Source organism: Microbulbifer maximicatervae (SeqCode), assembly GCF_056232625.1.
Genome location: NZ_CP174324.1, coordinates 5,145,677 through 5,172,369 on the forward strand (window position 1 = coordinate 5,145,677; position 26,693 = coordinate 5,172,369).

The 26,693-nt window shown below is 48.2% G+C and carries 20 protein-coding genes; 10 read left to right on the forward strand and 10 right to left on the reverse strand.

The window, feature by feature from the left end; genetic code table 11:
* The first annotated feature begins 3 nt into the window (after positions 1–3).
* The 3 genes from purL to ACJJI6_RS22410 all read left to right on the forward strand — a co-directional run bounded on the left by purL (position 4) and on the right by ACJJI6_RS22410 (position 5,676).
* The gene (purL, locus tag ACJJI6_RS22400; protein ID WP_475712088.1) at positions 4–3,870 is read left to right on the forward strand and encodes a phosphoribosylformylglycinamidine synthase; all 3,867 of its coding nucleotides are present in this window, start codon (positions 4–6) and stop codon (positions 3,868–3,870) included.
* A gap of 394 nt (positions 3,871–4,264) precedes the next feature.
* Entirely contained in the window at positions 4,265–4,588 is a 324-nt protein-coding gene (locus tag ACJJI6_RS22405) for a TfoX/Sxy family protein (RefSeq protein ID WP_282933807.1), read from the forward strand.
* 203 nt (positions 4,589–4,791) lie between these two features.
* Positions 4,792–5,676 (forward strand): aldo/keto reductase, encoded by an 885-nt coding sequence (locus ACJJI6_RS22410; RefSeq protein ID WP_444917952.1) that lies wholly within the window; start codon positions 4,792–4,794, stop codon positions 5,674–5,676.
* Here the strand turns inward: ACJJI6_RS22410 and ACJJI6_RS22415 are convergent.
* The 3 genes from ACJJI6_RS22415 to ACJJI6_RS22425 all read right to left on the reverse strand — a co-directional run bounded on the left by ACJJI6_RS22415 (position 5,673) and on the right by ACJJI6_RS22425 (position 7,714).
* Positions 5,673–6,173, reverse strand: coding sequence for a TrmH family RNA methyltransferase (locus tag ACJJI6_RS22415; RefSeq protein WP_282933805.1), 501 nt, complete (start codon positions 6,171–6,173; stop codon positions 5,673–5,675). The two genes, ACJJI6_RS22410 and ACJJI6_RS22415, sit on opposite strands and share 4 nt — an antisense overlap.
* 74 nt (positions 6,174–6,247) lie before the next feature.
* Positions 6,248–6,844 (reverse strand): SLATT domain-containing protein, encoded by a 597-nt coding sequence (locus tag ACJJI6_RS22420; RefSeq protein WP_282933804.1) that lies wholly within the window; start codon positions 6,842–6,844, stop codon positions 6,248–6,250.
* Positions 6,845–7,036: 192 nt separating this feature from the next.
* A complete protein-coding gene (locus ACJJI6_RS22425) occupies positions 7,037–7,714 on the reverse strand; it encodes an outer membrane beta-barrel protein (protein WP_475712089.1) in 678 nt (225 codons plus the stop codon).
* A gap of 431 nt (positions 7,715–8,145) precedes the next feature.
* On the opposite strand from ACJJI6_RS22425, the gene ACJJI6_RS22430 reads away from it, so the two are divergent.
* The 3 genes from ACJJI6_RS22430 (at position 8,146) to ACJJI6_RS22440 (ending at position 12,767) form a co-directional block, all read left to right on the forward strand.
* Positions 8,146–9,525, forward strand: a complete 1,380-nt coding sequence (locus ACJJI6_RS22430) for an SLC13 family permease (protein WP_475712090.1) — start codon at positions 8,146–8,148, stop codon at positions 9,523–9,525.
* An 84-nt stretch (positions 9,526–9,609) separates the two neighbouring features.
* Positions 9,610–11,793 (forward strand): S9 family peptidase, encoded by a 2,184-nt coding sequence (locus ACJJI6_RS22435; RefSeq protein WP_475712091.1) that lies wholly within the window; start codon positions 9,610–9,612, stop codon positions 11,791–11,793.
* Between the two features lie 305 nt (positions 11,794–12,098).
* Positions 12,099–12,767, forward strand: coding sequence for a DNA-3-methyladenine glycosylase I (locus ACJJI6_RS22440; protein ID WP_444896436.1), 669 nt, complete (start codon positions 12,099–12,101; stop codon positions 12,765–12,767).
* A gap of 68 nt (positions 12,768–12,835) precedes the next feature.
* Here the strand turns inward: ACJJI6_RS22440 and ACJJI6_RS22445 are convergent, their stop codons facing one another.
* Positions 12,836–13,624, reverse strand: coding sequence for an SIMPL domain-containing protein (locus tag ACJJI6_RS22445; RefSeq protein ID WP_475712092.1), 789 nt, complete (start codon positions 13,622–13,624; stop codon positions 12,836–12,838).
* Positions 13,625–13,997: 373 nt separating this feature from the next.
* Here ACJJI6_RS22445 and ACJJI6_RS22450 point away from each other — a divergent pair, with 373 nt between their 5' ends.
* The gene (locus ACJJI6_RS22450; protein ID WP_475712093.1) at positions 13,998–16,220 is read left to right on the forward strand and encodes a hypothetical protein; all 2,223 of its coding nucleotides are present in this window, start codon (positions 13,998–14,000) and stop codon (positions 16,218–16,220) included.
* A gap of 136 nt (positions 16,221–16,356) precedes the next feature.
* Here the strand turns inward: ACJJI6_RS22450 and ACJJI6_RS22455 are convergent, their stop codons facing one another.
* A complete protein-coding gene (locus tag ACJJI6_RS22455; protein WP_444896439.1) occupies positions 16,357–16,965 on the reverse strand; it encodes a class I SAM-dependent methyltransferase in 609 nt (202 codons plus the stop codon).
* A 639-nt stretch (positions 16,966–17,604) separates the two neighbouring features.
* On the opposite strand from ACJJI6_RS22455, the gene ACJJI6_RS22460 reads away from it, so the two are divergent.
* Complete coding sequence (locus ACJJI6_RS22460; protein WP_444907544.1) at positions 17,605–18,822, forward strand: hypothetical protein; 1,218 nt, start codon at positions 17,605–17,607, stop codon at positions 18,820–18,822.
* A gap of 87 nt (positions 18,823–18,909) precedes the next feature.
* Here ACJJI6_RS22460 and ACJJI6_RS22465 read toward each other — a convergent pair whose 3' ends face one another.
* Positions 18,910–19,842 (reverse strand): alpha/beta hydrolase, encoded by a 933-nt coding sequence (locus ACJJI6_RS22465; protein WP_475712094.1) that lies wholly within the window; start codon positions 19,840–19,842, stop codon positions 18,910–18,912.
* 72 nt (positions 19,843–19,914) lie between these two features.
* On the opposite strand from ACJJI6_RS22465, the gene ACJJI6_RS22470 reads away from it, so the two are divergent.
* A complete protein-coding gene (locus tag ACJJI6_RS22470) occupies positions 19,915–20,445 on the forward strand; it encodes a redoxin domain-containing protein (RefSeq protein WP_475712095.1) in 531 nt (176 codons plus the stop codon).
* Between the two features lie 93 nt (positions 20,446–20,538).
* Entirely contained in the window at positions 20,539–20,982 is a 444-nt protein-coding gene (locus ACJJI6_RS22475; protein ID WP_475712096.1) for a hypothetical protein, read from the forward strand.
* Between the two features lie 371 nt (positions 20,983–21,353).
* Here ACJJI6_RS22475 and ACJJI6_RS22480 read toward each other — a convergent pair whose 3' ends face one another.
* The 4 genes from ACJJI6_RS22480 to ACJJI6_RS22495 form a co-directional block, all read right to left on the reverse strand.
* On the reverse strand, positions 21,354–21,740 hold the full coding sequence (locus ACJJI6_RS22480; RefSeq protein WP_475712097.1) for a DUF2750 domain-containing protein: 387 nt from the start codon (positions 21,738–21,740) through the stop codon (positions 21,354–21,356).
* A 312-nt stretch (positions 21,741–22,052) separates the two neighbouring features.
* Complete coding sequence (locus ACJJI6_RS22485) at positions 22,053–23,297, reverse strand: ribonucleotide-diphosphate reductase subunit beta (RefSeq protein ID WP_108734126.1); 1,245 nt, start codon at positions 23,295–23,297, stop codon at positions 22,053–22,055.
* 74 nt (positions 23,298–23,371) lie between these two features.
* A complete protein-coding gene (locus ACJJI6_RS22490) occupies positions 23,372–23,506 on the reverse strand; it encodes a hypothetical protein (RefSeq protein WP_444907548.1) in 135 nt (44 codons plus the stop codon).
* Positions 23,507–23,709: 203 nt separating this feature from the next.
* Entirely contained in the window at positions 23,710–26,649 is a 2,940-nt protein-coding gene (locus ACJJI6_RS22495; protein WP_475709596.1) for a ribonucleoside-diphosphate reductase subunit alpha, read from the reverse strand.
* Positions 26,650–26,693 lie beyond the last annotated feature (44 nt).

Here is a 26,693-nt window from a genome sequence, read left to right on the forward strand (position 1 = left end):
GCAATGTTAGTTCTGCGTGGTGCTCCTGCACTGTCGAAATTCCGCCATAAAAACCTGCTCAATCAACTGCGCGCGCTGCAACCGACCATCGACGATCTCTACGCTGAGTTCGTTCACTTTGCAGACAGCGACTCACTGGATAACCAGGAGATGGCCCTGCTGGAGCGATTGCTCCAATACGGCCCAACCGAGGAAAAACACGAGCCGAAAGGCGAGTTGATCCTGGTAGTGCCGCGTCCGGGCACAATTTCTCCCTGGTCTTCCAAGGCTACTGACATTGCTCATAACACTGGCCTGAACAAAGTTCATCGCCTGGAGCGTGGCATCGCCTACTACGTTACCGGTGTCGAGTTAACCGAAGCTGAACGCCTTGTGCTGGCCTCCCGCTTACACGATCGTATGGTTGAAGCGGTATTCACCGATTTTGCTCAAGCTGAGCAATTATTTGTAGAAGAAGCGCCGCGCCCGTTGCGCGGTGTGGATATTCTCGAGGGCGGTCGCGAAGCTCTGGAAGATGCCAATGTCACCTTGGGCTTGGCCTTGGCCGAAGATGAGATTGATTACCTGCTCACCAGTTTCCAAGAGCTGGAGCGCAATCCCACAGATGTAGAGCTGATGATGTTTGCCCAGGCAAACTCCGAGCACTGCCGCCACAAGATCTTCAATGCCTCCTGGACCATCGATGGCGAAGAAATGCCGCACTCCCTGTTTGGCATGATCAAGAATACCTACCAGAAGGGTGGTGACAATGTGTTGTCCGCCTATGCGGATAATGCAGCCGTCGTTACTGGTAGCGAAGCGGGGCGTTTCTACCCGGATCCTGACAGTAAGGAATACGGTTTCAGCACTGAAGCCATTCATCTGCTGATGAAAGTGGAAACCCACAATCACCCTACCGCGATTGCTCCTTTCTCTGGTGCTGGTACCGGGGCCGGTGGTGAAATTCGTGATGAAGGTGCAGTTGGCCGTGGCTCCAAACCAAAAGTGGGCCTGACCGGTTTTACGGTTTCCAACTTGCGCATTCCCGGCTGGGAGCAGCCTTGGGAAGCCAGCTATGGCAAGCCTGAGCGTATTGTTACCGCTCTGGATATTATGACCGAAGGCCCGATCGGTGGTGCAGCATTTAACAATGAGTTTGGCCGCCCGAATATCTGCGGTTACTTCCGTACCTTTGAAGAAAATTTCGATGGCGAGCGTCGCGGCTATCACAAGCCGATCATGTTGGCTGGTGGTTACGGCAATATCCGCGAAGAGCATGTAGACAAGCCCGAGTTTTCCCCTGGCGCCAAACTGGTAGTGCTGGGTGGCCCGGCCATGTTGATTGGCCTCGGTGGTGGTGCAGCCTCCAGTATGGCCAGCGGCTCCAGCTCTGAAGATCTGGATTTCGCTTCAGTACAGCGCCAAAACCCGGAAATCGAGCGTCGCTGCCAAGAGGTGATCGACCAGTGCTGGCAGTTGGGTGAGAGCAACCCCATTGCCTTTATCCACGATGTGGGTGCGGGCGGTTTGTCCAATGCTTTCCCCGAGTTGGTGAAAGATGGCGGTACCGGCGGTAATTTTGAACTGCGCAATGTGCCCTGTGATGAGCCGGGTATGAGCCCGCTGGAAATTTGGTGTAACGAGTCCCAGGAGCGCTATGTACTGGCAGTGATGCCGGAAGATCTGGAGCGCTTCGAGCAAATCTGTGAGCGTGAGCGCGCGCCTTACGCCGTTGTTGGTGAAGCTACCGAAGACAAGCACCTGCTGTTAAATGACAAGCAATTCGAATCCAAGCCTGTAGACCTGCCGATGTCGGTGTTGTTCGGCAAGCCGCCGCGCATGCACCGTGAAGCAGAAACTCGCCAGGTGGAAAGTAAGGCATTTTCCACAGTAGATATCGACCTGAATGAAGCGGCTGAGCGGGTGCTGCGCCTGCCCACAGTTGCTAGCAAGAGCTTCCTGATCACTATCGGTGACCGCACTGTAACCGGTCAGGTTTCCCGCGATCAGATGGTCGGTCCCTGGCAGGTGCCGGTGGCTGATTGCGCGGTAACTACCGTTGCCTATGACAGCTACGCCGGCGAAGCCATGTCTATGGGTGAGCGCACCCCGGTGGCATTGCTGGATGCACCGGCCTCGGGCCGCCTGGCAGTGGGTGAGGCAATTACCAATATCGCCTGTACCCCAGTGAAGCAACTGTCCGATATCAAACTCTCCGCTAACTGGATGTGTGCAGCGGGCCATCCGGGTGAAGAGGAAAAACTTTATCGAACCGTAGAAGCGGTGGGTATGGAGTTGTGTCCTGAATTGGGCATTACCATCCCGGTGGGCAAAGACTCCATGTCTATGCGCACTGCCTGGGAGGAAGAGGGCGAGCAGAAATCGGTTACTGCACCGCTGTCTCTGGTAATTTCTGCCTTTACTCCGGTAACTGATGTCCGCAAGACAGTGACACCGCAGCTGCGCACCGATAAAGGTGAGAGTGAGTTACTGTTTATCGATCTGGGTGCCGGCAAAAATCGCTTGGGCGGCTCCTGTCTGGCGCAGGTATACAACGAGCTGGGTGACAAGCCCGCAGACCTGGACGATGCCAAGAAGCTGAAAGGTTTCTTCGAGGTGGTACAGCAGGCTCTGAATGAAGACCTGATCATGGCCTACCACGACCGCGCTGACGGCGGTCTATTTACAACCCTGGCGGAAATGGGCTTTGCCGGCCGCGTGGGTATGGATGTGGAAATCTACGAACTGGGTGAAGACCCGATTGCGGCGCTGTTCAGTGAAGAGCTGGGTGCGGTATTGCAGGTTCCCGCCTGTGAAGCGGATATGCTGGTACAGCGCTTTGCCGCTGTGGGTGTACCCACCCACAAGATCGGTTACCTGAACAATAACGAACACCTGTGCATCACTAATAACGGTGTTGAAATCTTCAAGCGCTCCCGTGCTGAATTGCAGCAGATCTGGTCGGAAACCAGCTATCGTATCCAGTCCCTGCGTGATAACGCCGAGTGTGCCGAGCAGGAATTCGCTGCAATTGCCAAAGAAGACCCGGGCCTGACAGTAAACCTCACTTTCGATATCAACGACGATATCAGCGCACCCTATATCGCTAAAGGTGTTCGCCCGAAAGTTGCTGTACTGCGAGAGCAGGGTGTGAATAGCCAAGTGGAAATGGCGCACTCTTTCTACCGCGCTGGCTTTAACGCTGTCGACGTACATATGAGTGACATCCTGTCTGGCCGTGTAGCGTTGGATGAGTTCAAAGGCTTGGTGGGCTGTGGTGGCTTCTCTTATGGCGACGTACTGGGTGCCGGTGAGGGGTGGGCTAAAACCATCCTGTTTAACGATCGTGCCCGCGATCAGTTTGAGGGCTTCTTCAATCGCAACGATACCTTCGGCTTGGGGGTGTGTAACGGTTGCCAGATGTTCTCAGTGATCAAAGAGCTGATTCCAGGTGCGGATCACTGGCCGCGCTTTGTGCGCAACCTCTCTGAGCAGTATGAAGCGCGCTTCGCACTGGTAGGCATTGAAGACTCACCTTCCGTGTTGTTTAAAGGTATGGCGGGTACTTACATGCCGGTTGCCGTTGCTCATGGTGAGGGGCGAGTGGAGTTTGCTGACCAGCAGGCGCTGGAGAAGTGTGAAGCTTCCGGCACTATCGCGATGCGCTACCTGAATAACAAAGGGGAAATTACCCAAACTTATCCGGCCAACCCCAACGGCTCGGTAAATGGTATTACCTCCCTGAGTTCTGAGGATGGCCGCGTGACTATTATGATGCCGCATCCTGAGCGTGTTGCTCGAGCTGTCAGCAATAGCTGGCATCCAGATGAGTGGAAAGAAGATTCCGGCTGGATGCGCTTGTTCCGCAACGCGCGGGTGTTTGTCGACTAAGACAAGTCATTCCCTCGGTTTTTGCCTGCCGAGGTACGCGTAAAGATTGTGGTGGCCGTTTCAGGTCACCACAATCTTTAGTAAAAATAGAAATATTTCTGTAATATTTTTCAGCCCTTTCATTTCTTGGCGTATTTTTTCCCTTCCTTAAAGTAGAAACTTCAGCTACTGCTATACTTAAACGATTATTCGAAATAACGTTTTTGCTATGGTGCAGTTATCTGTTGTATTTGCAGTTTACTTGCTCATTGCTCCATCCAATGTCTTGTTGGGATTAGGGTTCACATTTAATTCCGCTCGATTCTTTTCAAATTTCATCGTTTTTAACCTTTTCAGAAAAAAGCAGTTTCTGAGGGGGTATTCCTGCCTGGTAAAAGTGATTAAGGAGAAAACTATGGCGTACAGCGAAACTCTGGCTGAAAAAGTGCGCAAATTACTTCAGGGAAATGAAGGCCTCAGTGAAAAGCAGATGTTTGGAGGTCTCGCTTTTATGTTGAATGGCAATATGGCCTGTGGGGTTGTTGGAGAGGAGTTGATGGTCCGGGTTGGGCCTGATGAGTATCAAACTGCGTTGGCCGAACGCTATACCCGGCCTATGGATTACACCGGGCGCCCCTTAAAAGGCATGGTGTATGTGGAAGAAGATGCTGTCGCAGAGGATTTGGATAACTGGGTCAGTCGTGGAGCGGTATTTGCGGGCTCACTTCCTCCAAAATAATTGCTTATATTCACTGAACTTAGAAAATTAGTTTCTTTTTATTGCATGGTGAGTGATTAGCAGTCAGGAGTTGGCGTGAGTTCGCTGTTTTCTACGCGTTGACTTCTGTACGGCCTACACTCAGCGAAATAAATGTGACCCCGGTTCTATTCCCTCTTGGTCCTTGCTGATTTACCGCTCAGTAGTCTGAAAGGATATTGATTATGTATTTTCTCGAATTGAATAACGGTGTAGAGATACCTCAGCTCGGCATGGGAATGGCTGCGATTGGCAGCTGGCAGCAGGATGATGAGTATGTAACAGAAGTTATTTTGAAAGCCATGTCTGTGGGATATCGTCATTTTGACACAGGATCGGTCTATGGAAATGAGCGAGCTCTGGGAAGAGCGATCAAAGAATCCGGCTTAGCGAGGGAAGAGCTTTTTATTACCAGTAAAGTTTGGGATACGGAGCAGGGAACCAATAAAACTCACGATGCATTTGCCCGTAGCCTTGAGCGATTGCAGCTGGAATACCTGGACCTATATCTGATCCATTGGCCTATGCCGGCCTATACCCGGGAGACCTGGGGTGCAATGGAGGCGCTTTACCAGCAGAAAAAAGTGCGGGCCCTGGGAGTGTCAAACTTTCGTAAATCTGATATTGAACAACTGGCGACTTTCTCGGAAGTGCGCCCTGTTTGTAATCAAATTGAACTGCATCCCTATTTCACTCAGCAGCCTTTAGTAGATTATTGCCAGTTCCATAAAATTGCGATTTGCAGCTGGTCTCCTTTGGGGTCGGGATCTACATGGAGCGGTGTCGAGGCTCATGAAAAACCTCTCATAGATCCAGTAATTGTGGATATTGCGAAAAATCACGGGGTGACTTCGGGGCAGGTTATCCTTAAGTGGAATATCCAGCAGCATCGCATAGTTATTCCCAAGGCGGAAAGCCTGGATCACATTCGCAATAACTTCTTATTATCTGATTTTAATTTGAGCAATGCGGAGATCCAGGCAATTAATGGATTGAACTGCAATAAAAGGTTGGGCGGTGATCCCGACTATGTTAATCAGAAAAACATAATGGTCAAAGTGCCCGACTAAATTTTTTCCAGCAAAGCATAGGTCGCTATAGCACAGGCGGAAGTAACATTCATTGAGGAATTGATACCCTGCATAGGTATGTGTACCACAGCATCTGCCAGCTCCAGAAGTTCGGGGTTGACCCCATCCTTTTCAGAACCCAATACCAAACATATTTTATTCCCTTTGGAAACGGGGGTATCTTTGAGTTCGACGCTATTTGAGGCAATCTCCAGGCAAATTAATCGATAGCCCTTATTTTTTAAGGTTTGCGCGATATTGACTGCAGATGAGTGATATTCGTAGGGAACGTACTTTTCTGTAGACCGGGAAACTTTCCGAATTTTGGAATTAGGTGGAACCAGGCTTTCACCAGTTAAATAAATTTTCTCTACGCCGAGTGCATCTGCGATACGAAATAGGCCGCCGACATTGCTCGGTGTACCGATATCGGTGGCTAAATAGCATAATGGGTAAGTGTCTGTGCTGGGTTGATGACTACTGTGATCTGTCTGCATTTTTCGGTTTGTTACTATAGGAAGTGGGGAAGTTACCACTTCCCCAGGAAAGTACTGCGGTATTGATGGGGGAGTTAGTGGCTGCTCTCTGCGATTTCGAGAGCCTCCTCGGCGACTCTTTGCGCAGCAGCCTGGCGATTACGCATCTGCTCTACCAGAGAGGGCTCCCGGTTGGCCTTTTGATTCTGGATATGCACCGCTTGCCTGTATACCTTATCTGACACAATAAACTCTTCCGCTCGCTGGTTGATTTCGCTGTAGCGTGTATTCAGTTCTGAGATCTTCTTGGATAGATGTTCAAGATCCAGGATATCGTCGAAGTAAAGGGCGATCAGCCGCTCGCACTCCCTGGCGATTGCAAGGTACTCGTTGCCTACCTGCCGGTGTCCCTCATAGTTCTTTTTAAAATTGAAGAAAGTTTGCACACCGCCCAATAGCGCGGCCAGCAGGGCCAGCGCCGCACCACTCCACTTGGTCCAATCAGGCAGCTCCGCATTGATCAAGGAGAAGAAAAGCGAACCGAGGAATAAGTTGACGACAACGATGGGCACCCCGCAAAGCACATGCAAATTGCGCCCCTTCATAGAGGCTCGAAAGTGGCTGTGTTTGCACAGGTGAGCATTCCAGCGGAGCTTCTCCAGGACTTCCACGGTATTGGGTATATTGCTCATGATTCCTTTCCGCCCCCATTCTACTACTAGCTATTGTGGGCGATAGTTTGACGGATGCCAGCGAGATGTACAGGGGAGATGACCAGATTCAAAAGTTTGGACTACGGGGGTGGCTCTAGATGTTCCGTTTTAAGCCCTGGGAAGAGGTATGTGGGTACTCACTTCCTCCCGAGGCCAAATGCTTTACAGGAATTAGAAGCTGTAAATGATTCCCAGTGCAGTGAAGTTAGCTTTCTCATCTTCTATTTCAAAGATGGTGTGCTCAAGGCCAATATCCCAAGTGCCAGTAGACCAGGATATTTCTGCACCATAGTAGGGATTACTGCTGCTCTCTTTCTCAGCATCCCAATCTCCAGACCAAGAGTCGCTTTCTGACTCCAGGAGCTCTCCACTTGGGGAATACCAGCTGCCGGAATAGGCGTAACTAGCTGTGCCACCAGAGGTTTTGCGCCATTGGTGAACTCCAAATCTGGCGCTTGCGTTTAGGTGTCTGTGCAATTGTGCCGTAAATGCAGTGCCAAGGCTGTACGATTTATACTCGGTTTTAGCGTGGCTAGCAGAAGAAACATCTACGATATATTTATAGCCATCAATGTCATATTCACCTTCATCGTGCAGTTCATATCTAGATTGCTGCTCTAGGCTACCCAGATCAGTCATTCCTACTTCAATAGCAATATACTTATTGATGCGATAACCAAGAGTAAATCCATAACCAGTAGAGTCTAAGTCTTCCTTGGTCACATAGGCGTTATCGGAGGAGTCGAACTGTGTGAAACCCAGAGAAGCCTTCAGATAGAAAGGCTGTTCTTCGGCGTAAATACTGGAACTGAATAACGCGATAACAGCGGCGATAGCGGTGCGTTTCAAGGGGTACCTCATATACTAACTGGTCGCTTTTTATACTAGTCCTCACTTTAGGATGGCTGAGCATCTATTTAGTGCGGACTAAAAAGCTAAAAATAATGGAGTGTCATTATTGTATATTTTTACCTATTTTTCTAAAAGTGTCCGCTGATAGATTTTCTTATTTGATGGGCTCTACTCAATAAGTGGTTACTTGCTTGCATCACAATGTGAAGGTTAATACTGTGAGTGAAAATTAAGCAGTTATGTTTACTCCATGTTGCTCCTAAACGCTTATAGAATTTCTTCCTCTGAAGTACTGCGCAGACCGCCTACTTTCTTGTATTTTGTATACCTGCCTGAGATGCGTTAACAGTTGCCTTTACTGGCCTGAACCTACAATCTCAGGAAATATAAACTTATAAAAATCAACCCTTGAGTTGTTGGGGGCAGGTATGTCGATTGCGCGGCAGCACTTTATAGTTTTGGGGCCTCTTTTTGCTGTGGCCTTCTATTTCTTTGTATCAGCGTTGGGAATGCAGTATCTACCGGCAGTCACTGCTGCAATTACCTTGTTAACAGTGATCTGGTGGATAACGGAAGCACTTCCAATCCCCGCAACGTCACTGGTGCCTTTTGTCCTCTTGCCTCTATTTGGAGTGGCGGATCATCGGGAGGTGGCAGCTTCCTTGGGAAGTCATGTCATTCTGTTACTGATGGGGGCCTTTATTTTGTCCAAGGCCCTGGAGAAAAGTGGGGCCCACGAGCGCCTTGCCCTGTATATGTTGCGTATTGTGGGCGTCTCCAGCGGCCGCAGGCTGGTGCTCGGATTTATGCTGGCAGCAGGCTTCCTGAGCATGTGGATTTCCAACACTGCTACCACATTGATGATGCTGCCTATAGCCCTGGCAATTCTCAGTAAGATCGACAACGAACGCTTAAGTATTGCCCTGATCCTGGGTATTGCCTATGCCGCAAGTCTGGGTGGGGTAGGTACTCCTCTGGGCACGCCGCCAAATGTGATTTTTATGGGAATATACGAGGAAGTAACCGGACGAGAGTTTAGCTTCCTGGGCTGGATGAAAATAGGAGTCCCAGTTGCTTTGGTGACGCTGCCCATTATGGCCCTCTGGCTGACCCGTCATGTGCATCTGAAAAATGACATTGAGCCCCCTCAAGTGGGAGAGTGGAGGCAAGAGGAAAAGCGAACCTTAATGGTTTTCGGTGTGGCAATTCTCCTATGGGTTACTCGCAATGCACCGTTTGGCGGTTGGAGCGAATTGATAGGTATTGATGCTGCCGGTGACGGAACCGTGGCTCTAGCAGCCGTTGTCGCTATGTTTCTAGTGCCTAACGGTAAGGGAGGGCGCCTGCTCGATTGGCAAACCGCAGAGACGATCCCCTGGGGAATGCTATTACTGTTTGCCGGTGGTATAGCGCTAGCAAAAGGTTTCTCCAGTTCCGGACTGAGCGATATGCTCGGCAACGGTCTTTCTTTCCTGACGGCGATGCCACTGTGGTTGTTGTTGGTCATTCTATGCCTTAGTGTGACCTTCTTGACAGAGATAACCAGCAATACAGCTACGGCAACTCTACTTATGCCAATTTTAGCTGTAGCCGCCACTTCAGCGGGTTTTGAGCCCATGGTGCTGATGATACCTGCGGCGATGAGTGCCAGTTGCGCATTTATGCTGCCTGTAGCTACAGCGCCTAATGCGATTGCTTATGGAACCGGTAAAGTACGTATACAGGATATGGTTCGAGAGGGCGCGATACTTAGTGTGACGGCATCGCTGATAATAGCGGGGATGAGCTGGTTGATCCTTGCTGGTTAGTGTTTGTCTATATCATAGCCAGCGTGAGATGTGCATAAGCAGGCGAATGGATAAAAGAAAAATAGATAGGGGAGATAGAGTTCGATGAATAAAACCACAGCAACACTGTTGCTCACCCTTGGTTTAGTAGGGTGTGGCGAGACAGAAAATAACCAAGTAGCAGAGGACAAAACCTTGTTTAGCGAACAGGCTTCCGCTCCTGTAGCCAAGAAGGTGCCCCATAAAATGGTTATGCATGGCCATGAGCGCATCGATAATTACTACTGGATGCGCGACGATGAACGTAAGGCGCCAGATGTTATTGCTCATCTGGAAGCAGAAAATGCTTATACCGATTCGGTAATGAACCACACCAAAGAGTTACAGGAATTACTCTTTGAGGAAATGACTGGCCGTCTGGAGAAAGATAAATCAACGGTCCCCGTTTACTATAATGGTTATTGGTATTACAGCCGCTATCTTCCCGAGAAAGAATACGCGATCCACGCGCGACGTAAAGGGACCCAGGAAGCACCTGAAGAGGTTTTGCTGGATGTGAATATGCTGGCTGAAGACCACGGCTACTTTAGTGTAGGGCGCCTGGCGGTTTCTCCCAGTAATCAATTGGTAGCATATCCTGAAGATAGTGTTGGGCGCCGTGTTTACACGATTCGCTTCAAGGACTTAAAGACTGGTGAGATGCTGCCAGATAAATTGGAGAATGCTTCACCAGTTGCCGTTTGGGCAAACGATAACCAAACTGTCTTCTATATCAATAAAGACCATCAAACTCTGCTCGGCTATCAGGTAATGCGCCATAAGTTGGGCACGCCACAGAGTGAAGATGTTGTTGTTTACGAAGAGATGGATAAGGCTTTCTATACGTGGATTTCCAAATCCCGGGATGGGGAGCTGATACGCATTCACCACAGCTCTACAACTAGCAGTGGCCAGTCAATCCTGGACGCAAACACCCCTCTCGCGGATTTTGCTCCCTTATACCCCCGGGAAGAGGATCATGAGTATTCAGCGCTAAAGTTAGGGAATGATTTTTATATCATGACTAACTGGCAAGCTGAAAACTTCCGACTTATGAAGGTTGCCATGGATGACGCAGCAGATAAGTCTAATTGGCAGGAAGTCATACCTCATAGTAGTGAGGTTTTGTTGGAAGATTTCACTTTATTTGATCATCATCTGGCAGTAATAGAACGAAAAGCGGGGCAAACGGGTCTCCGAATTATCAATTTAGAGAATAATAAAGACTTTCAAGTCGGGTTTAATGATCCAGTATATAGGCTGGGCTTGAGTTCAAACCCAAACTTGGACTCAGAGAGTGTTCGAGTATCTTATTCGAGTTTAACGACACCAAATAGTGTCTATGAAGCCAAGCTAGATAGTGGCGATTTGGAATTGCTTAAACAAGACAAGGTTCTGGGTGGTTTTGACCCAGAGCACTATCAGAGCGAAGGAATCCTGGTAGCTGCACGCGATGGTGTTAAGGTGCCAGTATCTTTGGTTTATCGTAAAGATAAATTTAAGAAAGATGGCTCTAATCCATTACTGCAATATGCCTATGGCTCATACGGTAGTACCGTTGACCCCTGGTTCCGCTCTTCAGTAGTGTCTTTGCTTGATCGTGGTTTTGTATTTGCTATTGCCCATATTCGTGGCGGCCAAAAGTTGGGGCGTGCCTGGTACGAAGATGGAAAGATGTTCAATAAAAAGAATACTTTCACTGATTTTATCGACGTTACCAAGGCGTTGGGGAAATTAAAATATGGCGCCCCTGATAAGATCTTTGCTTCAGGTGGTAGTGCCGGGGGGCTGTTGATGGGGGCGGTAGTCAATATGGAGCCGGATTTGTACCGGGGAGTTACTGCGGCGGTGCCATTTGTTGATGTGGTAACTACCATGCTGGATGAGTCAATTCCCCTGACTGTTAATGAGTATGACGAGTGGGGCAATCCTAATAATAAGGATAGTTACGAGTATATGCTTTCCTATTCTCCCTATGACCAGGTGAAAGCTCAGGATTACCCCAATATGTTGGTAACCACTGGGCTACATGATTCCCAGGTGCAATACTTTGAGCCAATGAAATGGGTGGCAAAGTTACGCGAATTGAAGACCGATGAAAATCAGTTGTTATTCAATACCAATATGGAAGCAGGTCACGGTGGCTCTTCGGGTCGTTTCCGTCGCTATAAGGAGACCGCTTTACAGTATGCATTTTACCTCGATTTACTTGGGTATAAAAATGGAGAGACTGATAAGAAGGTTAAGTAATAAATCTGTTATGCTTATTTTAGAGATATAGGTCTGATTATGGGTAGCTAATTATTCTTTATATTTCTACTTAAGTATCATGTAAATAAAGGGGAGCTAGCTTCCCTTTATTTGTTGGGGAAGTTGAAATGTCCTTTTCTTTTTCAGCTTTCTGAAATATTAACTTCTAGAGTCAGTTGGCTTTTCGCGTTGTTTAGGTAGGATAAATACGCACCACCTTGTTAGTATTCCGCTAAAAATCCAAATACTTTGAATTTCTATTTATAGGCGTAGAATGGAGATAGATTTATTGGAAGGTCTGAATTATGCGTGAGTTCGCCGCCATTGAGGCACCTGTAATTGATCGATTTGGAGGGTTAGATGGACTTCAGTCGAAGCTGGTGAAGCCAAAGCCTGCGCAGCTCTTGAGAGAGATACACGACAGTCAGTGGTTGTCATCGGCATCCCGGGCTGTTTTTCAAGCCGGTTTTAGTTGGAAGGTTGTTGAAAAAAAGTGGCCAGATATAGAGAGGATCTTTTATGGCTTTGATGTTTCGTTCTGTCGTTACTTACCGGAAGAGGCGTTAGATGATCTAATGCGGCAGGAAGGTATGATCAAGCACTGGACTAAAACTCGCTCCATTCAGAGAAATGCAGACTTTTTCTGGCATTTATCTAATGAGCATGGAAGTTTGGGAGCGTATTTCTCTAGCTGGAATACAGACAACTATATTGAGAATCTTCTGTACTTGCGTAAAGGTGGTGATCGACTCGGCGGTAAGACTGCCCAAGTATTTCTAAGACGAATGGGAGTTGATACTTTGGTTTTTGCAAGTGATACCATTCGAGCCTTAATCCGAGAAGGGGTTGTCGACAAGTCTCCCTCCTCCAAGAAAGACTGGGCTGCACTAAAAGCAGCCATCGAAACTTGGCAGTCCCAGTCAAATCGTAGTTTGAATGAGATTAGCCAGATATTATCACTTTCGGTAGGTTAAACAACTGGGGTATTTAGTTGGTAGAAGTATCTATTTCACTCCTACCAACCTGAATGCTTGATCGAAAGTTAATCGGCTGTAGCTGACGGCACAACCTGAAAGTCCACGGACAACGAAGCCTCATACTGAACTTCGTCGAAGGAGCTAACCTCTGTTTCTATATATGCTTCTGAAAAGCTATCTTCAAATTTACTTTTTCGAGTTCTGGAAGCAGTAACGATAACCTCTTCTATTGCTCCAGCTCCCGCTGTCCCATGATAGCCGATATTATTTGTACGGACATTAACTGGTGTTAACTGAATGCTCAGGGTTCTCTCATAGTCAGCTTTTTGTTCCATGATTTTGGCTAGTGCCTTAGATCGGACCTTTTTTGTATATTCAGATACTTCTGAATGCTCAAAAGAAGTACTCACTATTTCTATTTCTTTATTTTCATCGGTTAGCCTTGCGATAGACTGTAAATGTCCCTCCTTGTTAATAGTTATTGCGACCCTGTTAATAACTTTATAGCTGGAAGGATTTTTGCCTAGCCAACCAAATTGTGGGGAAGATGAAAATTTTGAATTTTTAATCTTAGCTCGGTCTATGCCAGCCTTTATCAAGCTCTCGGTTAATTGTTCACGCAAAGAACTATTGTTAGCAATGGCGTCTGATAGGAGAGGCTCTTCAGTGGTGACAATAATATTGACTATAGCCTGGTCTGAATAAGCCGTTTCTTTTGCACTGCCGTGGAGAGTCACAACTCTTGATGTTGGGTAAATTAGGTCGCGTAAGTCCTGGGGGGAGCCTTTAATCTCTGGGGTTGCCATTGAAAGGCTGGGAATGAGTAGCGAAGCTAAAAGAGCAAGTCTTTTCATATTGACACTTCCAAACTGTGAATAAATGACAATCTATCAGGAAACTGGCTTATTGCCGATCAATAGCACTATATCGGCTTTCCTAGTTTCTATCCAATTGTTGCAGCTGAAACAGTTCGTTGTAGTTGTATATTAGTAAAGTATCGCCCAATTACCATTCATGATACGACTATTACTGCTTTGGTATTTTAGTACCGTTTATCGCTGCAAAATTACCACTTATCGGTCTCAGCCAGGTTCTAAAACCAGTTCACAGACAATCGATTGCATCACTTTAAAGTGCGCACTTGGTCATCAATTGAGGATAAAAATTCAATGGATGACAGCAAGCAATAACAAATTATCTTAGTGACATACGAGTTGGGCAGAGCTGATGGGTTTACTGATAAATAAGAAGTTAATAGCGCTTTCTTTGACGGCATTGCTGGCCGCGTGTGGAGGTGGTGGAGGGAGCTCCTCTTCGGATTCGGATAACCCCTCTTCAGATAGTAGCGGTAGTGGTAATAATAGTGGCGGTAGCGGTAGCGGTAGCGGTAGTGGTAGCGATCAGGGTTCGTCCGGCAGCGATGATAATCCGATCTCGGATAATGTGGGCACTACAGTTGTGGTGGGAGACGTAGAGCATACAGATTTAGGCTTCGCCTCTTTGACTGCCATTGACGTAACTTTGCCAGAAGGTATGAACAATGCCCGTGAGGTTTACCAGATGGCACACTATATAGCGCGAACTGACGGGGAGCAGGATGAAGAGGATATTGATATCCCGATTCGTAGTTATACTGCGACCTGTGCAACAGATACCGATACTCCGAGAATGTTTGTTTCCACTACTTTGTCAGAGGGGGACACTGCTGCGGATACAACTCACGGTTCTATTTATGAGCTACAGTATGATCCGGATACTTCCAGTTTTGAGCCAACAGGTAATGCAACGCTGTTAAATCAGTGTTATGAATCCCACGGTGTGGCTGTAAGCTCTGATTGCTCCACAGTAGCAGTTCTATGCAATACAGATTATCAAGCCAATGAGCGTTATGAGGTTGAAGCTGACCTTGTTGAGCAATACGGTTCAACGTGGATGAAAATGGAAGATAACATTGACACCATTGAATCCCGTATTGCGAATGAAATTGGTCTTCTGGTTGCGACCAATCACGGTAAATATATCGACTTCTTTACTGAACACCCTACGCTGACGTTTGACGATTTCCTTGCCGGTTTGGAGGCAAACTTCCCGGATACTGATTTTGGGGATTCGCCATCCTTTACCACTATTAAAGGGTCCGATATGCAAGAGGAGATGGAGTATATTATTTCCAGTCTTTCCTCTGGCGACTATGACGATTTACTGCAGCACATTCGAGATGCCAGTTACAGCTATAACGAGCAGATTTGGCTGCTAGAGTGGGAAAATCAGCCTTTAAGTGAAGTTCCTGATGCTTACGTAGTAAATAAAATGCACGGTGGAACTCATCTTGGCGCACAAGAGCTGATTTATGTTGAGGATGACAGCCAGGGTCGTAGTAGCTATGGTTTCTCAGTTTCTGCACGGGTATTTGATGGAAATGGGAGTTCTCACTATTCGGCAGGCTTAACGGTTATTGACCGTAATAATTGGTCCCTGGATATGAGCAGCTCAGATAATCGCGGTTGGTATTGGGCCTGCGGCGATGGTCATGTAGTAAACATTCGCTCATTCTATAATCCAGACAATGAGATGTTTGGTGCAATTTGTACCAGTGATTGGAACGACTGGATAGGTAGCACTCATGGGCAACTCGGAACCATTGCAGTGAAAATGGAAACTTCCAGTTCGTCTACAGAAGGGCGCTTTAATCACTTCGTACCATCAACGTCTGCGATGGTATCAAATGGTGGCGGTCATACTGTTGTACCAGTGGATGCCAATACGAACCTTTCTTTGATTGTCTCGCCTAAATATATTGAAGATGCGGATATGGATCGCTTTCTCCAGGACGAAGTCGGTATTGATCCATCTGGGGAAGGCCCGTTTGATGATGATTGTGCAGATTACGACACCACAAACTGTTTCCTGTCCTACATGAGTTATAACTATTGGGAAGATGACGATAGTTTCTCCACAATAACAAGGCAGGGACTTTATTCCGGTGATGCATTAGACTCCAGCTCTTTAACCCGTATTGGTATCGCCAAAGTCAGCTCTACCGGTAGTATGGAAGGCCAGGGTTTTAATTGGTTGGTTGAGGATGATGATTGCCAAATTAGTGATCCACAACTTATTGATTTAAAAAATGGACGTTACTTATTTGGGTATGCAAAGTTCCAGTGCATTTCTGATAACCTTGCCTATAACCGTATTTATGCCGACAGCGGCTCTAAAAGATTATTAGTGCCAAAAGCCTTTTATGTAATGGAAGTCGATGCAGATCTAAACGTACTTGAAGGGCCAATTGAGTTACCTAATTATGGATGGGGTGGTTTGGATGAACCTATGTACTTAGGCGATGGAAAAGTGGCTTGGACTTATATTAAAAACCCCACCTATGACAACTATGTGAGTGGTCAGCAAAATGTTTGGCAGGCTATGATTTACCACTCAAATAGCGTTAATTAATTTTTTCTCCTGAACTGTTGTAATGATACTGGGAGATAAATTTGGTAAGGGGCTCCCCCTTACCTCCCTCCTACTTTTTTTACTGGAATTCGTCCTGATTCCTGAAATATGGCCACGTATATGGGGAATAAAGAACTTACTTTTTTGCTATCAAAAAAATTGATTCTTTACTAGGCTGCCACTCCTGATCAATAAAAAAACCAACTCGTGTAAGCTTGTCTAAAAGCTCCTGCCTGTCAATTTTGTGGACATAAGGGGCCAGGTTTATGCGTTGCATCACTGGGATCAAGAATCGCCAATTGCTTTTCTTAATTAATACAGTGCTTGATACAAATATGCCCCCGGGTTTTAATAAATTGTAAACTCGCGCGATAGCACCATCTATATCCTCGATAAGGTGCAATATATTTAACCCTAAGATGGCGTTAAAACTATCTGGTTCGAATTTTAGTGAACCTAAGGTGCCTTGTTGAAAACTTATATTTTTAATAGCGGCACTTTTTACTTTTTGCTTGGCAATATCCAGCATCTTCTCGGAAATATCAGTGGCAGTTATACTGTTTACATAGGATGAGTGATGAATGGCGGTGCTACCGGTACCGCATCCGAATTCCAATACAGACCAGTCTGCCTGCAAATATTCTTGTGTTATAGCCAGTTTTCTCTTGTAACTTTTTAAATCTTTTATAGGGCTTTTGGCATAGCGCGCTGCAGTTTTATCCCAAAACCTTTTTGGCTCTATCATTTTTCCCTTCCTATCGTAGATGTTCAATGAGTATGCATTCGATCGGTGGATAACCTACTACTAGATGATTACCTTTTGATTTTAAGTATATGTAGTATATTTCCCGAGTCGTTAGACTCTAAAAATTATCTCCGTAGAGGTGCTCATATATTTATACCTTGTAATTCTTGCTGCATGTTTTAATTTAGTGCCACAATTTTTTATGGAAAGGGTGCATAACGTGTCATAGGTATATCGATAGAAAAGTGGCTACGATACTTGTGTGCTACGATAGGGGTTGATCAAAATTTAAACGATTTCAGCCTTTTCTTTACGTAAGTTATTTCTTCGAAAAGATAGCTTGCTCCAAAAGTTTTTTGGAAGTGCTCACTCACCTTTAGCTTCATCAATACTGTGACCTAGAGCGAAGTCGCGGTTCTTAGTTTTTGCAAACTATGTCACATTCATCTAAACCTCCATTTCTTTATGACTGAAAAGTCATATTGCTTGTCGCCCTAAGATTCTATTTGGCGCTATTAGTCATATTCTTGGCACTAATTAACCGGATACCTTTCGCAAGCCATAAAACAGTCTCGGCAACATAAAAAGACAATTTAATAAATTGGGACCAAGCCCGAGCAAAAATAAAAGGACATCACAATGACACTTTATCAACGATTGGGTGCGAGCTTCTCTTTACTATTAGCGGGGCTTTTGGGATCAGCCTCTGCAAGTGCGGATAACTGCTACATCCTGGTTCATGGCCATGGTACTGAGGGCCATATCAAGCAGCGTACTAACTCCCAGGGTAATCTTGAGCAGCCGGCTTTAGATTATTGGAGTGAGGCCTACTTCGATGAATACGCGGGTAGTGACTTTATTGAACAGTTGCGTGTAAATGGCGGCAATTACGGTGTGGTTGGTTACAACTCCACCGATGAGGGCGAGATGCCCTACTGGCATGACGGCACCGCGGGTGAAATCGCTCGGCAGATAATCGCTATTCGCAATGGCGAAGGCGATGATTATGAGCATGAAAACCAGTGTGCTGCCGATGACACTTTCTACGTGATCGCCCACAGTCAGGGCGCCACCCAGATGATGTACCTTGCGGGCAATGCCGTACCGGGGTCCCCTTACTATAACCGTGCTTACAACCAGCTGGATTCCAATACTGTGACCGAAACCTCGAAGGTTTGTACTGGCTCCTGGTTCTGGAAAAGCTGTAAGACGAAAACCGAAACCGTTAATGTCGCAGGCCTGAATGATAGCTACGCAGTTGAAGTGGACTTTGATACTGCCATTAGCGGTATCGCGGCAATCTTTACTACTGGTGGTGCAATCACCGGTACTGAGGGGGTCGATCGACTGTGTAACGGTAGCTGGATCGAAGATTTGATCAACGATTGGTTTATCGGTCGCGAGTGCGCAGCAGTACGTTACCTGCAGACTAATGATGTCTATGCTGTACGCAACTATGTCGGCACCAACCTGGCTGCACCGGTTTATACCATTGGAGGCTACGCCGGTTTCCCAGGTATTGAGAGTGCTAGCTCTTTGCTGTTGGGCGGTGAGGACGATGGTTACATCAATTTGGCTTCCCAGATGAACTGCTCTGGTTCTGCTAAGCGCAACTTGTGGTCAAATCTGAAGGAATACAAGACCTTCCTGGGCATCGCTTACGGTAGTGCTATCTTCTCCTGCGATAATGACAACAAAGGGACAGCGCGTTCCTATAACCTGGCGAGCATTTATACCGACCATGATGCTCAGCGTAATGGCGGTATCATGGCCCCAGACTACACCGGTATCCCCGATGGCCTGAACTGTGGTGCCGGTAAAAATACGGCTGGTCGTATTGCTGCCTGTACAGAGTAATTGGCTCATCGTTTTAAAAAAGCCCGCTTTTAAGCGGGCTTTTTTAGTTTGCGGGAATCACATATTTACTTCTATTAATTTTTAGCTCTAGTGATCCTCTACCACTTGCAAATTGTTCTCTGCTTTCACACGAGATATTTCGATCTCTTCCGCAAAAATCTCATGGATGCCGAAACGGTAACTGTCAGTACTATTTGCCGCATGGGTACCGCCTGGAATCGTTGTAAATGCAATGCGCCAGGGAGTGTTCTCTTGTTCTTTCCAGTGCTGATGCCAGGAGAGTGCATCTTTGCGCAGGTTTGGCATGTCTTTGGAGCCACTGGTTACTACCAGAGTCAGATCCTCTCTTGTCGCTTGTACAGGTTCCCTGTAGAAAAATTCCTGTTGTGGTAAGAAGGTGGCATTGTTGGCTATCAATCCTTTAAACAAGTCGGGCTTAGAGAATGCCGTGTAAAGCACAAAATATCCCCCTCGACTTTGACCGAAGAGAACTCGTTGCTGAGGGTCTACCGCGTAGCGGCTTTCAACTGCTGGCAAGAGCTCCTGCTCTAGAAAGTTGAGAAACTGCGGTGCACCGCCATACTTAAGTGTGTCAGTGTCAGTGTCAGTGTCAGTGTCACTGGGTAGTGAAAAGTCAAAACTGCGATGATTGATCTCAGGTTTAAATGAGCCGTAAGCAATACCAACGATAATCGCCTCGGGGGCGTAATCATCGTAATGCATAAACAGGTGATTAGTAGCCAAAATTGGGAACAGGGAATCCCCATCGAGGAGATAGATGACCGGGTAAGTTGTATCCTCGTTTGGATTATAGCCCTCAGGCAGGCGAGTATAGATATGGTAGGGGCGCCCAATAATCGCTGAATCCAGCTTAAAGTAGTCCCCTTTCAGGGCAGGCAAAAACTCAAGAGGCTGGGAATGACTTTCAGGAGAAGAGTTACTTTGGTGGTTAGCAGGGCAGCCACTTAGCAGTCCGGCTGCTAATAGCGTTGATAGAAAACGAATAAGGGGCTTTTTCATCGAGTCTCCTATACTAACGGTGGGATTCATTGGTTGACTAAGTCTCTTCTTATATTCTCAAGTGGGGTGCTAATGAGCAATATAAAGCTTGCTGCTGGTATCGATTTTCCTGCAATAGAAGTAAAGCGACTTGGTGGAGGTGAGTTGGTACTGGGGAAGCCCGAAGGTAGTTTCCTTTGGCAGATGGTAGTCGTTTACCGAGGTAAGCACTGCCCGCTTTGTACCAAGTATTTACGTGTATTGAGTGTGCTACTACCCCGCTATCACGCGGAAGGTATTGATGTGGTCGCTGTCTCTGCCGATACAGAGGAAAAAGCTTCTCTGCATATGGAAACAATCCAGCCGGGATTTACTATCGGTTACGGTTTATCAATACCCCAAATGCAGCAGCTTGGGCTCTATATTTCAAAACCCCGCTCCCCTGAAGAAACAGATAGGCCCTTTGCTGAACCGGGTGTTTTTGTTATCAATGAATCTGGAAGGCTGCAAATAGTCGACATTTCCAATGCACCTTTTGCGAGGCCTGACTTGCAAACACTATTGGTGGGTATCGAGTTTATCCGAAATCCTGATAACCATTACCCAATTAGGGGAACATATTAAGATTTTTTAAATACCCTGCTAATTCAGGGAGCTATATTTTGGATTAAAAGTTTGTAGTAAAGTTAGAGGTCTGGAATTTAAGGGGGTAGGGTAGTGACGAACGCTTTTCTCTCTGAGGTGAATAACTTCAAGCTTAATCCAATTGATAATAGTAAAGTCGTATTAATTGATGGCCCCAACCAAAGAGCTATACCCGTTTATGGTAGAGAGATTGTTGCTCAATACCAATTTCTCGATAAAGTGTTAGTTATCCTGCATGATTGGTGGTCTCTGGATCAGGGAGTTAATATCTACCTGCTCTCTAGAGGAAGAGTTTTGGATTTTGCTTTGAGTTCGGATATCGACTTATGGGGAGATTTAGATGACGTGAAAGTTATCCAACCGGATACTATTTGCTTTTCTTTTCCGAATGCTTTGCACTGGCGACTGCGCTGCTATAAGCGGGCAAGGCCGGCTTTATATCTTTCTCTTCCTTATAGTTTTTGGTGGCGTCGAAACTTATTTTATTCCTGGTTTTCATTGCAACGCCTCAAGTGAATGGTATATATAAATATCAGGCGGCGAATTTGTAATTGTACATTACCCAAGTAAGATAACAGGTGTTTACCCTGTTATCTTATCTTTTCCGAATGCTTTGCACTGGCGACTGCGCTGCTATAAGCGGGCAAGGCCGGCTTTATATCTTTCTCTTCCTTATAGTTTTTGGTGGCGTCGAAACTTATTTTATTCCTGGTTTTCATTGCAACGCCTCAAGTGAATGGTATATATAAATATCAGGCGGCGAATTTGTAATTGTACATTACCCAAGTAAGATAACAGGTGTTTACCCTGTTATCTTATTTTTATTCAATAGAGCTGAACTTTTTCTGTCGGATTTTTGAAGCGGTAGCTTCAACGTGAGTAGCCTATTAGAAGTTGTTCAGCTCTTCCCGTAGATCGGTCTCTAACTCCTCTGAGTTAGTAATCCATACACTTTTGTCCGGCGCAGGAAACACACCTATTTCAATGCCGTCACCTTTTAAGCCAGAAAGCCACTTCTTTAAAAACTGTGGTAAGGGAATGCTTTTAGGGGTGAGGCCCGTTTCATTCTCAGCATAGGCTTGGGCAAATTCAGCGCTTGGCCATACTGGCAGATATTCAAAGCCACCATCTTCATCGGTGTGTATTTTAAGAAAGCAATTTTGGCTATCGATCAGTATCCAGATCTCCCGCTCTTCTCCGGCTATGCTCAGAAAATACTCGTAGCGATCTTCACAGCTGAGATTAGTTATTTCACTTAAATCTGGGGTGCTCATATATCAATTCGTTGTAGCTAGGTAATAGGCGAGTAGGGATAACTGAAGGCCTGCTCATCTAGAGGCATAGCTGTTATACCAATTAATGCGGGGCATTATGCGCGAATACAAGCCGCTATCCAAATGCTTTGCCGAGATGGTCAGCGGCAGGGGGAGAGAAAGAGTTTCTATAGAACTTAAGTCTATGGTTAGAGTGAAGAGGAAACTGGAATGCTCAAAATAAAAAAAACGGGCATTAAGCCCGTTTTCAATACTTCTCTTCCTGTGAGCGACTACTTTCTCCTTTTTAGTAATTCGCTAACCAGGAAGCGCTTACCACTGCAGTGCGCCGCCGGTTTGGTATTCGATAACGCGGGTTTCAAAGAAGTTTTTCTCTTTGCGCAGGTCCATAATTTCAGACATCCACGGGAATGGGTTCTGAGCGCCAGGGAACTGCTCTTTCAGGCCCAGCTGGCTAAGGCGGCGGTTGGCGATAAACTGGAGGTACTCCTCCATCATATTCGCATTCATGCCGAGTACGCCGCGGGGCATAGTGTCGCGGGCATAAGCTACTTCAAGCTCCATACCCTCGAGAATCATCTGGGTGACTTCCTGCTGGAATTCTGCTGTCCACAGGTGTGGGTTTTCCAGCTTAATCTGGTTGATGACGTCGATGCCGAAGTTCAGGTGCATAGACTCGTCGCGCAGGATGTACTGGAACTGCTCGGCAACACCGGTCATTTTGTTACGGCGACCCATGGACAGGATCTGGCTGAAGCCACAGTAGAAGAAGATACCTTCAGTGACAGCGTAGAAGGCGATCAGGTTGCGCAGCAGCTCCTGGTCGGATTCAACGGTGCCGGTTTTGAAGTTGGGATCACCGATGGCCTGGGTGTGAGATAGGCTCCAGGCCGCTTTTTTGGCAACCGCAGGCACTTCGCGGTACATATTGAAGACTTCACCTTCGTCCATACCCAGGGACTCTACACAGTACTGGTAGGCGTGGGTGTGAATGGCTTCTTCAAAAGACTGACGCAGCAGGTACTGGCGGCACTCAGGGTTGGTGATATGGCGGTAGATCGCCAATACCAGGTTGTTAGCAACCAGGGAGTCTGCGGTGGAGAAATAGCCCAGGGAGTATTCCACGATGCGACGCTCGTCCTCGGTCAGACCGTTGGGGTCTTTCCACATGGACACGTCTTTGTTCATGTTGATTTCCTGGGGCATCCAGTGGTTGGCGCAGCCGTCCAGGTATTTTTGCCAGGCCCAGTCGTATTTAAAGGGAACCAACTGGTTGAGGTCAGCGCGGCAATTAATAATGCGCTTTTCATCTACCTGGATGCGGGCCGCACCCATTTCCAGTTCTTCCAGGCCGGGAGCCGGGTCCATATTAGCAACTGCGGCACGGGCGGCATCAACGGCAGTGGAGCCGCTTTGGGCCGCAGGCGACGCCGGAGCGGCTGTGTAGGAAGCGCTGGGCTCCTGCACGGATTTTGCCTGGGCCTCCGGCGTCGGTCGCGGTTCGGTTGCTTTTTCAGGTTGTTGGGGCTTGGTGTCGATGTCGTCCCAGCTCAGCATAGTTGGCCCTTTTGATCGGTCTCACTATCGAAAGTTCGATAAAAAATTCTTAAATCTTCCTGGTGTATTACTCACTAATTGTGTGCAACCAGGGATGACATACCGGTGATATTTTTTACCGGTAATAATTCATTACAGGCTCGTATTTTTAACTCGCCTGGGCACAGAAAATCCTGTGCCAGATCAATTTTTGCTGCGCTTTTGTGCATTTATTTGCACTGAATTTTCGCTGGCAATTGCACTGGGTTTTCCCGGGAAAATAAGCCGCAGCCGATCCCCGGTCCCTATGGTATTACCCACTATTAAAATAATGGGTGGACCGGGGTCGCTGCGCATGGTCATGCCCGCACTTGCGGTTACGACGCTCTCCCCCGAGAGTCAGTGCAGCCCCTATAAAAAAGGGGCTTAAATTTTACTGGCAGGCCTCGCAATCCGGGTCGTCCAGTGAGCAGGCTTGAGGCACTGCGGCCGGTGCAGGTGCAGCTTGCTCAGCAGGTGCTGCCGCAGCCACTCCGTTGCTACCGCCGTGTGCACTTACCGCGTTCAGGGTGCCACTATTTACCGTAGATTTCTCTGTGGTAGTGGCAGCCAGTGCGCGCAGGTAGTAAGTGGTTTTCAGGCCGCGGAACCAAGCCATGCGATAGGTCAGGTCCAGCTTCTTGCCGTCGGCGCCGGCAATATACAGGTTCAGGGACTGGGCTTGGTCGATCCACTTCTGGCGACGGCTGGCAGCGTCCACGATCCAGCGCGGTTCCACTTCAAACGCTGTGCGGTATTTCGCTTTCAGGTCTTCCGGTACGCGATCGATTTTCTGTACAGAACCTTCATAGTATTTCAGGTCGTTAACCATGACCTGATCCCACAGGCCGCGATCTTTCAGATCGTGTACCAGATAGGGGTTTACTACGGTGAATTCGCCGGACAGGTTCGATTTCACATACAGGTTTTGGTAGGTCGGTTCGATCGACTGGGATACTCCGGTGATATTGGCAATGGTCGCAGTAGGAGCGATCGCCATCACGTTGGAGTTGCGCATACCTTGGGCTTTGACTTTCTCGCGCAGGCCATCCCAGTCCAGAGTGGAGCTGGTGTCCTGTTCGATAAACTGCTGTCCGCGCTGCTCAGCCAGGATCTGGATGGAATCCAGCGGCAGAACACCTTTGCTCCACAGGGAGCCTTCGTAGGTCTGGTACTTGCCGCGCTCGGCAGCCAGGTCGCTGGAAGCGGAGATGGCTTCGAAGCTGATCGCTTCCATGGTGTTGTCGGCAAAGGCGACGGCTTCGTCGCTGGCGTAGGCGATGCCGGCTTTGTACAGCGCATCCTGGAAGCCCATCAGGCCCATGCCCACAGGGCGGTGACGCATGTTGGACTGACGCGCACTTTCAACTGCGTAGTAGTTGATGTCGATAACGTTATCGAGCATACGCACCGCAGTTTTTACGGTATTGGCCAGCTTGGAGCGGTCGAGTTCACCGTTCTCACCAATGTGTTGAGCCAGGTTGACGGAGCCCAGGTTACACACGGCGATTTCGTCGTCGGCCTTGGTGTTGAGAGTGATCTCGGTGCACAGGTTGGAGCTGTGAACCACACCGGCGTGCTGCTGCGGGCTGCGCAGGTTGCAGCTGTCTTTAAAGGTGATCCAGGGGTGGCCGGTTTCGAACAGCATGCCCAGCATCTTGCGCCACAGGTCTAGTGCGCGGATCTTCTTGAACAGACGCAGCTTGCCTTCGGCAGCCAGTTGCTCGTAGTGGTTGTAGCGTTCTTCGAATGCGGTGCCGAACAGATCGTGCAGGTCCGGGCAATCGGCCGGGGAGAACAGGGTCCACTCTTTGTCTTCGAACACGCGCTTCATAAACAGGTCGGGGACCCAGTTGGCGGTGTTCATATCGTGGGTGCGGCGGCGGTCGTCACCAGTGTTTTTGCGCAGCTCGAGGAATTCCTCGATATCCAGGTGCCAGGTTTCCAGATAGGCACAGACAGCGCCTTTGCGCTTACCGCCCTGGTTGACGGCTACTGCGGTGTCATTGGCCACTTTCAGGAAGGGCACAACACCTTGGGACTTGCCGTTGGTGCCTTTGATATAGGAACCCAGGGAGCGCACCGGCGTCCAGTCATTGCCGAGGCCGCCTGCCCACTTGGACAGCATGGCGTTATCGCGGATCGCGCCGTAAATGCCATGCAGGTCGTCCGGTACCGTGGTCAGGTAGCAGGAGGACAGCTGCGGGCGCAGGGTGCCGGCGTTGAACAGGGTCGGGGTGGAACTCATGTAGTCGAAAGAGCTCAACAGGTTGTAGAACTCTACCGCGCGCTCGTTTTTGTTCTCTTCATTGATGCTGAGGCCCATGGCGACGCGCATAAAGAAGATCTGCGGCAGCTCGAAACGAATATCGTCGCTGTGCAGGAAGTAGCGGTCGTACAGAGTCTGCAGGCCCAGATAAGTGAACTGGTGATCGCGCTCGCCTTTTAGAGCTTCGCCGAGTTTTTCCAGGTCGAAGGTGGCCAGTGCCGGGTCCAGCAGGTCCAGCTCGATACCCTTTTTCACGTAAGTGGGCAGGGTAGAGGCGTACAGCTTTTCCATCTCGTGCTGGGTGGCGCGCTCGGCAACACCGAGGAAGCGCAGAGCTTCGGAGCGCAGCTTGTCCAGCAGCAGGCTGGCGGTGGCGAAGGTGTAATTGGGCTCCTGCTCAACCAAGGTGCGCGCAGTGATTACCAGCGCGGTGTTGATATCGTTTTCGGAAACACCGTCGTACAGGTTTTTCAGGGCTTCGTTAAGAATTGCCGCGCTGTCGACATCTTTCAGGCCTTCACAGGCTTCTTTGACAACGGTGCGCAGGCGCTCCATATCCAGAGGTGCAAGGCTGCCATCGTCCTGCTTTACACGGATGCTGGGGTGGGCATCGACAGCTTGCTCGGCAATTTGAGCAGTTTTTTCTTTCTCTGCGCGCAGGCGGGCGTGTTCTTCGCGGTAGAGTACGTAGTCGCGGGCAACCTTTTGTTCACCGGCGCGCATCAGGGCCAGTTCTACCTGGTCCTGGATCTCTTCAATGTGGATAGTGCCGCCAGAGGGCATGCGGCGTTTGAAAGTGGCACTGATCTGGCTGACCAGTTCTTCAACTTGCTCGTGGACACGGCTGGAAGCAGCGGCGGTGCCGCCTTCAACAGCGAGGAAGGCTTTAGTGACGGCGACGGCAATTTTGCTGTCGTCGTAGGGTACAACGGTGCCATTGCGCTTGATTACGCGGATCTGGCCCGGTGCAGTAGCGGCCAGAGTCGTGCCGCCAGTCGCCTGGTCGCTGGAGGTGCCTGATTTTTCCGCAGGCACGGCTTGAGAGCGCCCTGTCTCTGTGTGCATGTAAATCTCCGAAAGGTTTGTTCTGTTGTCTGTCCGCGTGCGTT

What these genes read in the sequence shown, in the direction of transcription:
- ACJJI6_RS22450 (WP_475712093.1), top strand. Translation starts at nt 13,998, where the DNA reads ATGGGTTTACTGATAAATAAGAAGTTAATAGCGCTTTCTTTGACGGCA.
- ACJJI6_RS22410 (WP_444917952.1), top strand. Translation starts at nt 4,792, where the DNA reads ATGTATTTTCTCGAATTGAATAACGGTGTAGAGATACCTCAGCTCGGC.
- ACJJI6_RS22485 (WP_108734126.1), bottom strand. Translation starts at nt 23,297, where the DNA reads ATGCTGAGCTGGGACGACATCGACACCAAGCCCCAACAACCTGAAAAA.
- ACJJI6_RS22470 (WP_475712095.1), top strand. Translation starts at nt 19,915, where the DNA reads ATGAGCAATATAAAGCTTGCTGCTGGTATCGATTTTCCTGCAATAGAA.
- ACJJI6_RS22490 (WP_444907548.1), bottom strand. Translation starts at nt 23,506, where the DNA reads ATGCACAAAAGCGCAGCAAAAATTGATCTGGCACAGGATTTTCTGTGC.
- ACJJI6_RS22455 (WP_444896439.1), bottom strand. Translation starts at nt 16,965, where the DNA reads ATGATAGAGCCAAAAAGGTTTTGGGATAAAACTGCAGCGCGCTATGCC.
- ACJJI6_RS22415 (WP_282933805.1), bottom strand. Translation starts at nt 6,173, where the DNA reads ATGCAGACAGATCACAGTAGTCATCAACCCAGCACAGACACTTACCCA.
- purL (WP_475712088.1), top strand. Translation starts at nt 4, where the DNA reads ATGTTAGTTCTGCGTGGTGCTCCTGCACTGTCGAAATTCCGCCATAAA.
- ACJJI6_RS22435 (WP_475712091.1), top strand. Translation starts at nt 9,610, where the DNA reads ATGAATAAAACCACAGCAACACTGTTGCTCACCCTTGGTTTAGTAGGG.
- ACJJI6_RS22420 (WP_282933804.1), bottom strand. Translation starts at nt 6,844, where the DNA reads ATGAGCAATATACCCAATACCGTGGAAGTCCTGGAGAAGCTCCGCTGG.
- ACJJI6_RS22445 (WP_475712092.1), bottom strand. Translation starts at nt 13,624, where the DNA reads ATGAAAAGACTTGCTCTTTTAGCTTCGCTACTCATTCCCAGCCTTTCA.
- ACJJI6_RS22465 (WP_475712094.1), bottom strand. Translation starts at nt 19,842, where the DNA reads ATGAAAAAGCCCCTTATTCGTTTTCTATCAACGCTATTAGCAGCCGGA.
- ACJJI6_RS22495 (WP_475709596.1), bottom strand. Translation starts at nt 26,649, where the DNA reads ATGCACACAGAGACAGGGCGCTCTCAAGCCGTGCCTGCGGAAAAATCA.
- ACJJI6_RS22440 (WP_444896436.1), top strand. Translation starts at nt 12,099, where the DNA reads ATGCGTGAGTTCGCCGCCATTGAGGCACCTGTAATTGATCGATTTGGA.
- ACJJI6_RS22460 (WP_444907544.1), top strand. Translation starts at nt 17,605, where the DNA reads ATGACACTTTATCAACGATTGGGTGCGAGCTTCTCTTTACTATTAGCG.
- ACJJI6_RS22480 (WP_475712097.1), bottom strand. Translation starts at nt 21,740, where the DNA reads ATGAGCACCCCAGATTTAAGTGAAATAACTAATCTCAGCTGTGAAGAT.
- ACJJI6_RS22405 (WP_282933807.1), top strand. Translation starts at nt 4,265, where the DNA reads ATGGCGTACAGCGAAACTCTGGCTGAAAAAGTGCGCAAATTACTTCAG.
- ACJJI6_RS22430 (WP_475712090.1), top strand. Translation starts at nt 8,146, where the DNA reads ATGTCGATTGCGCGGCAGCACTTTATAGTTTTGGGGCCTCTTTTTGCT.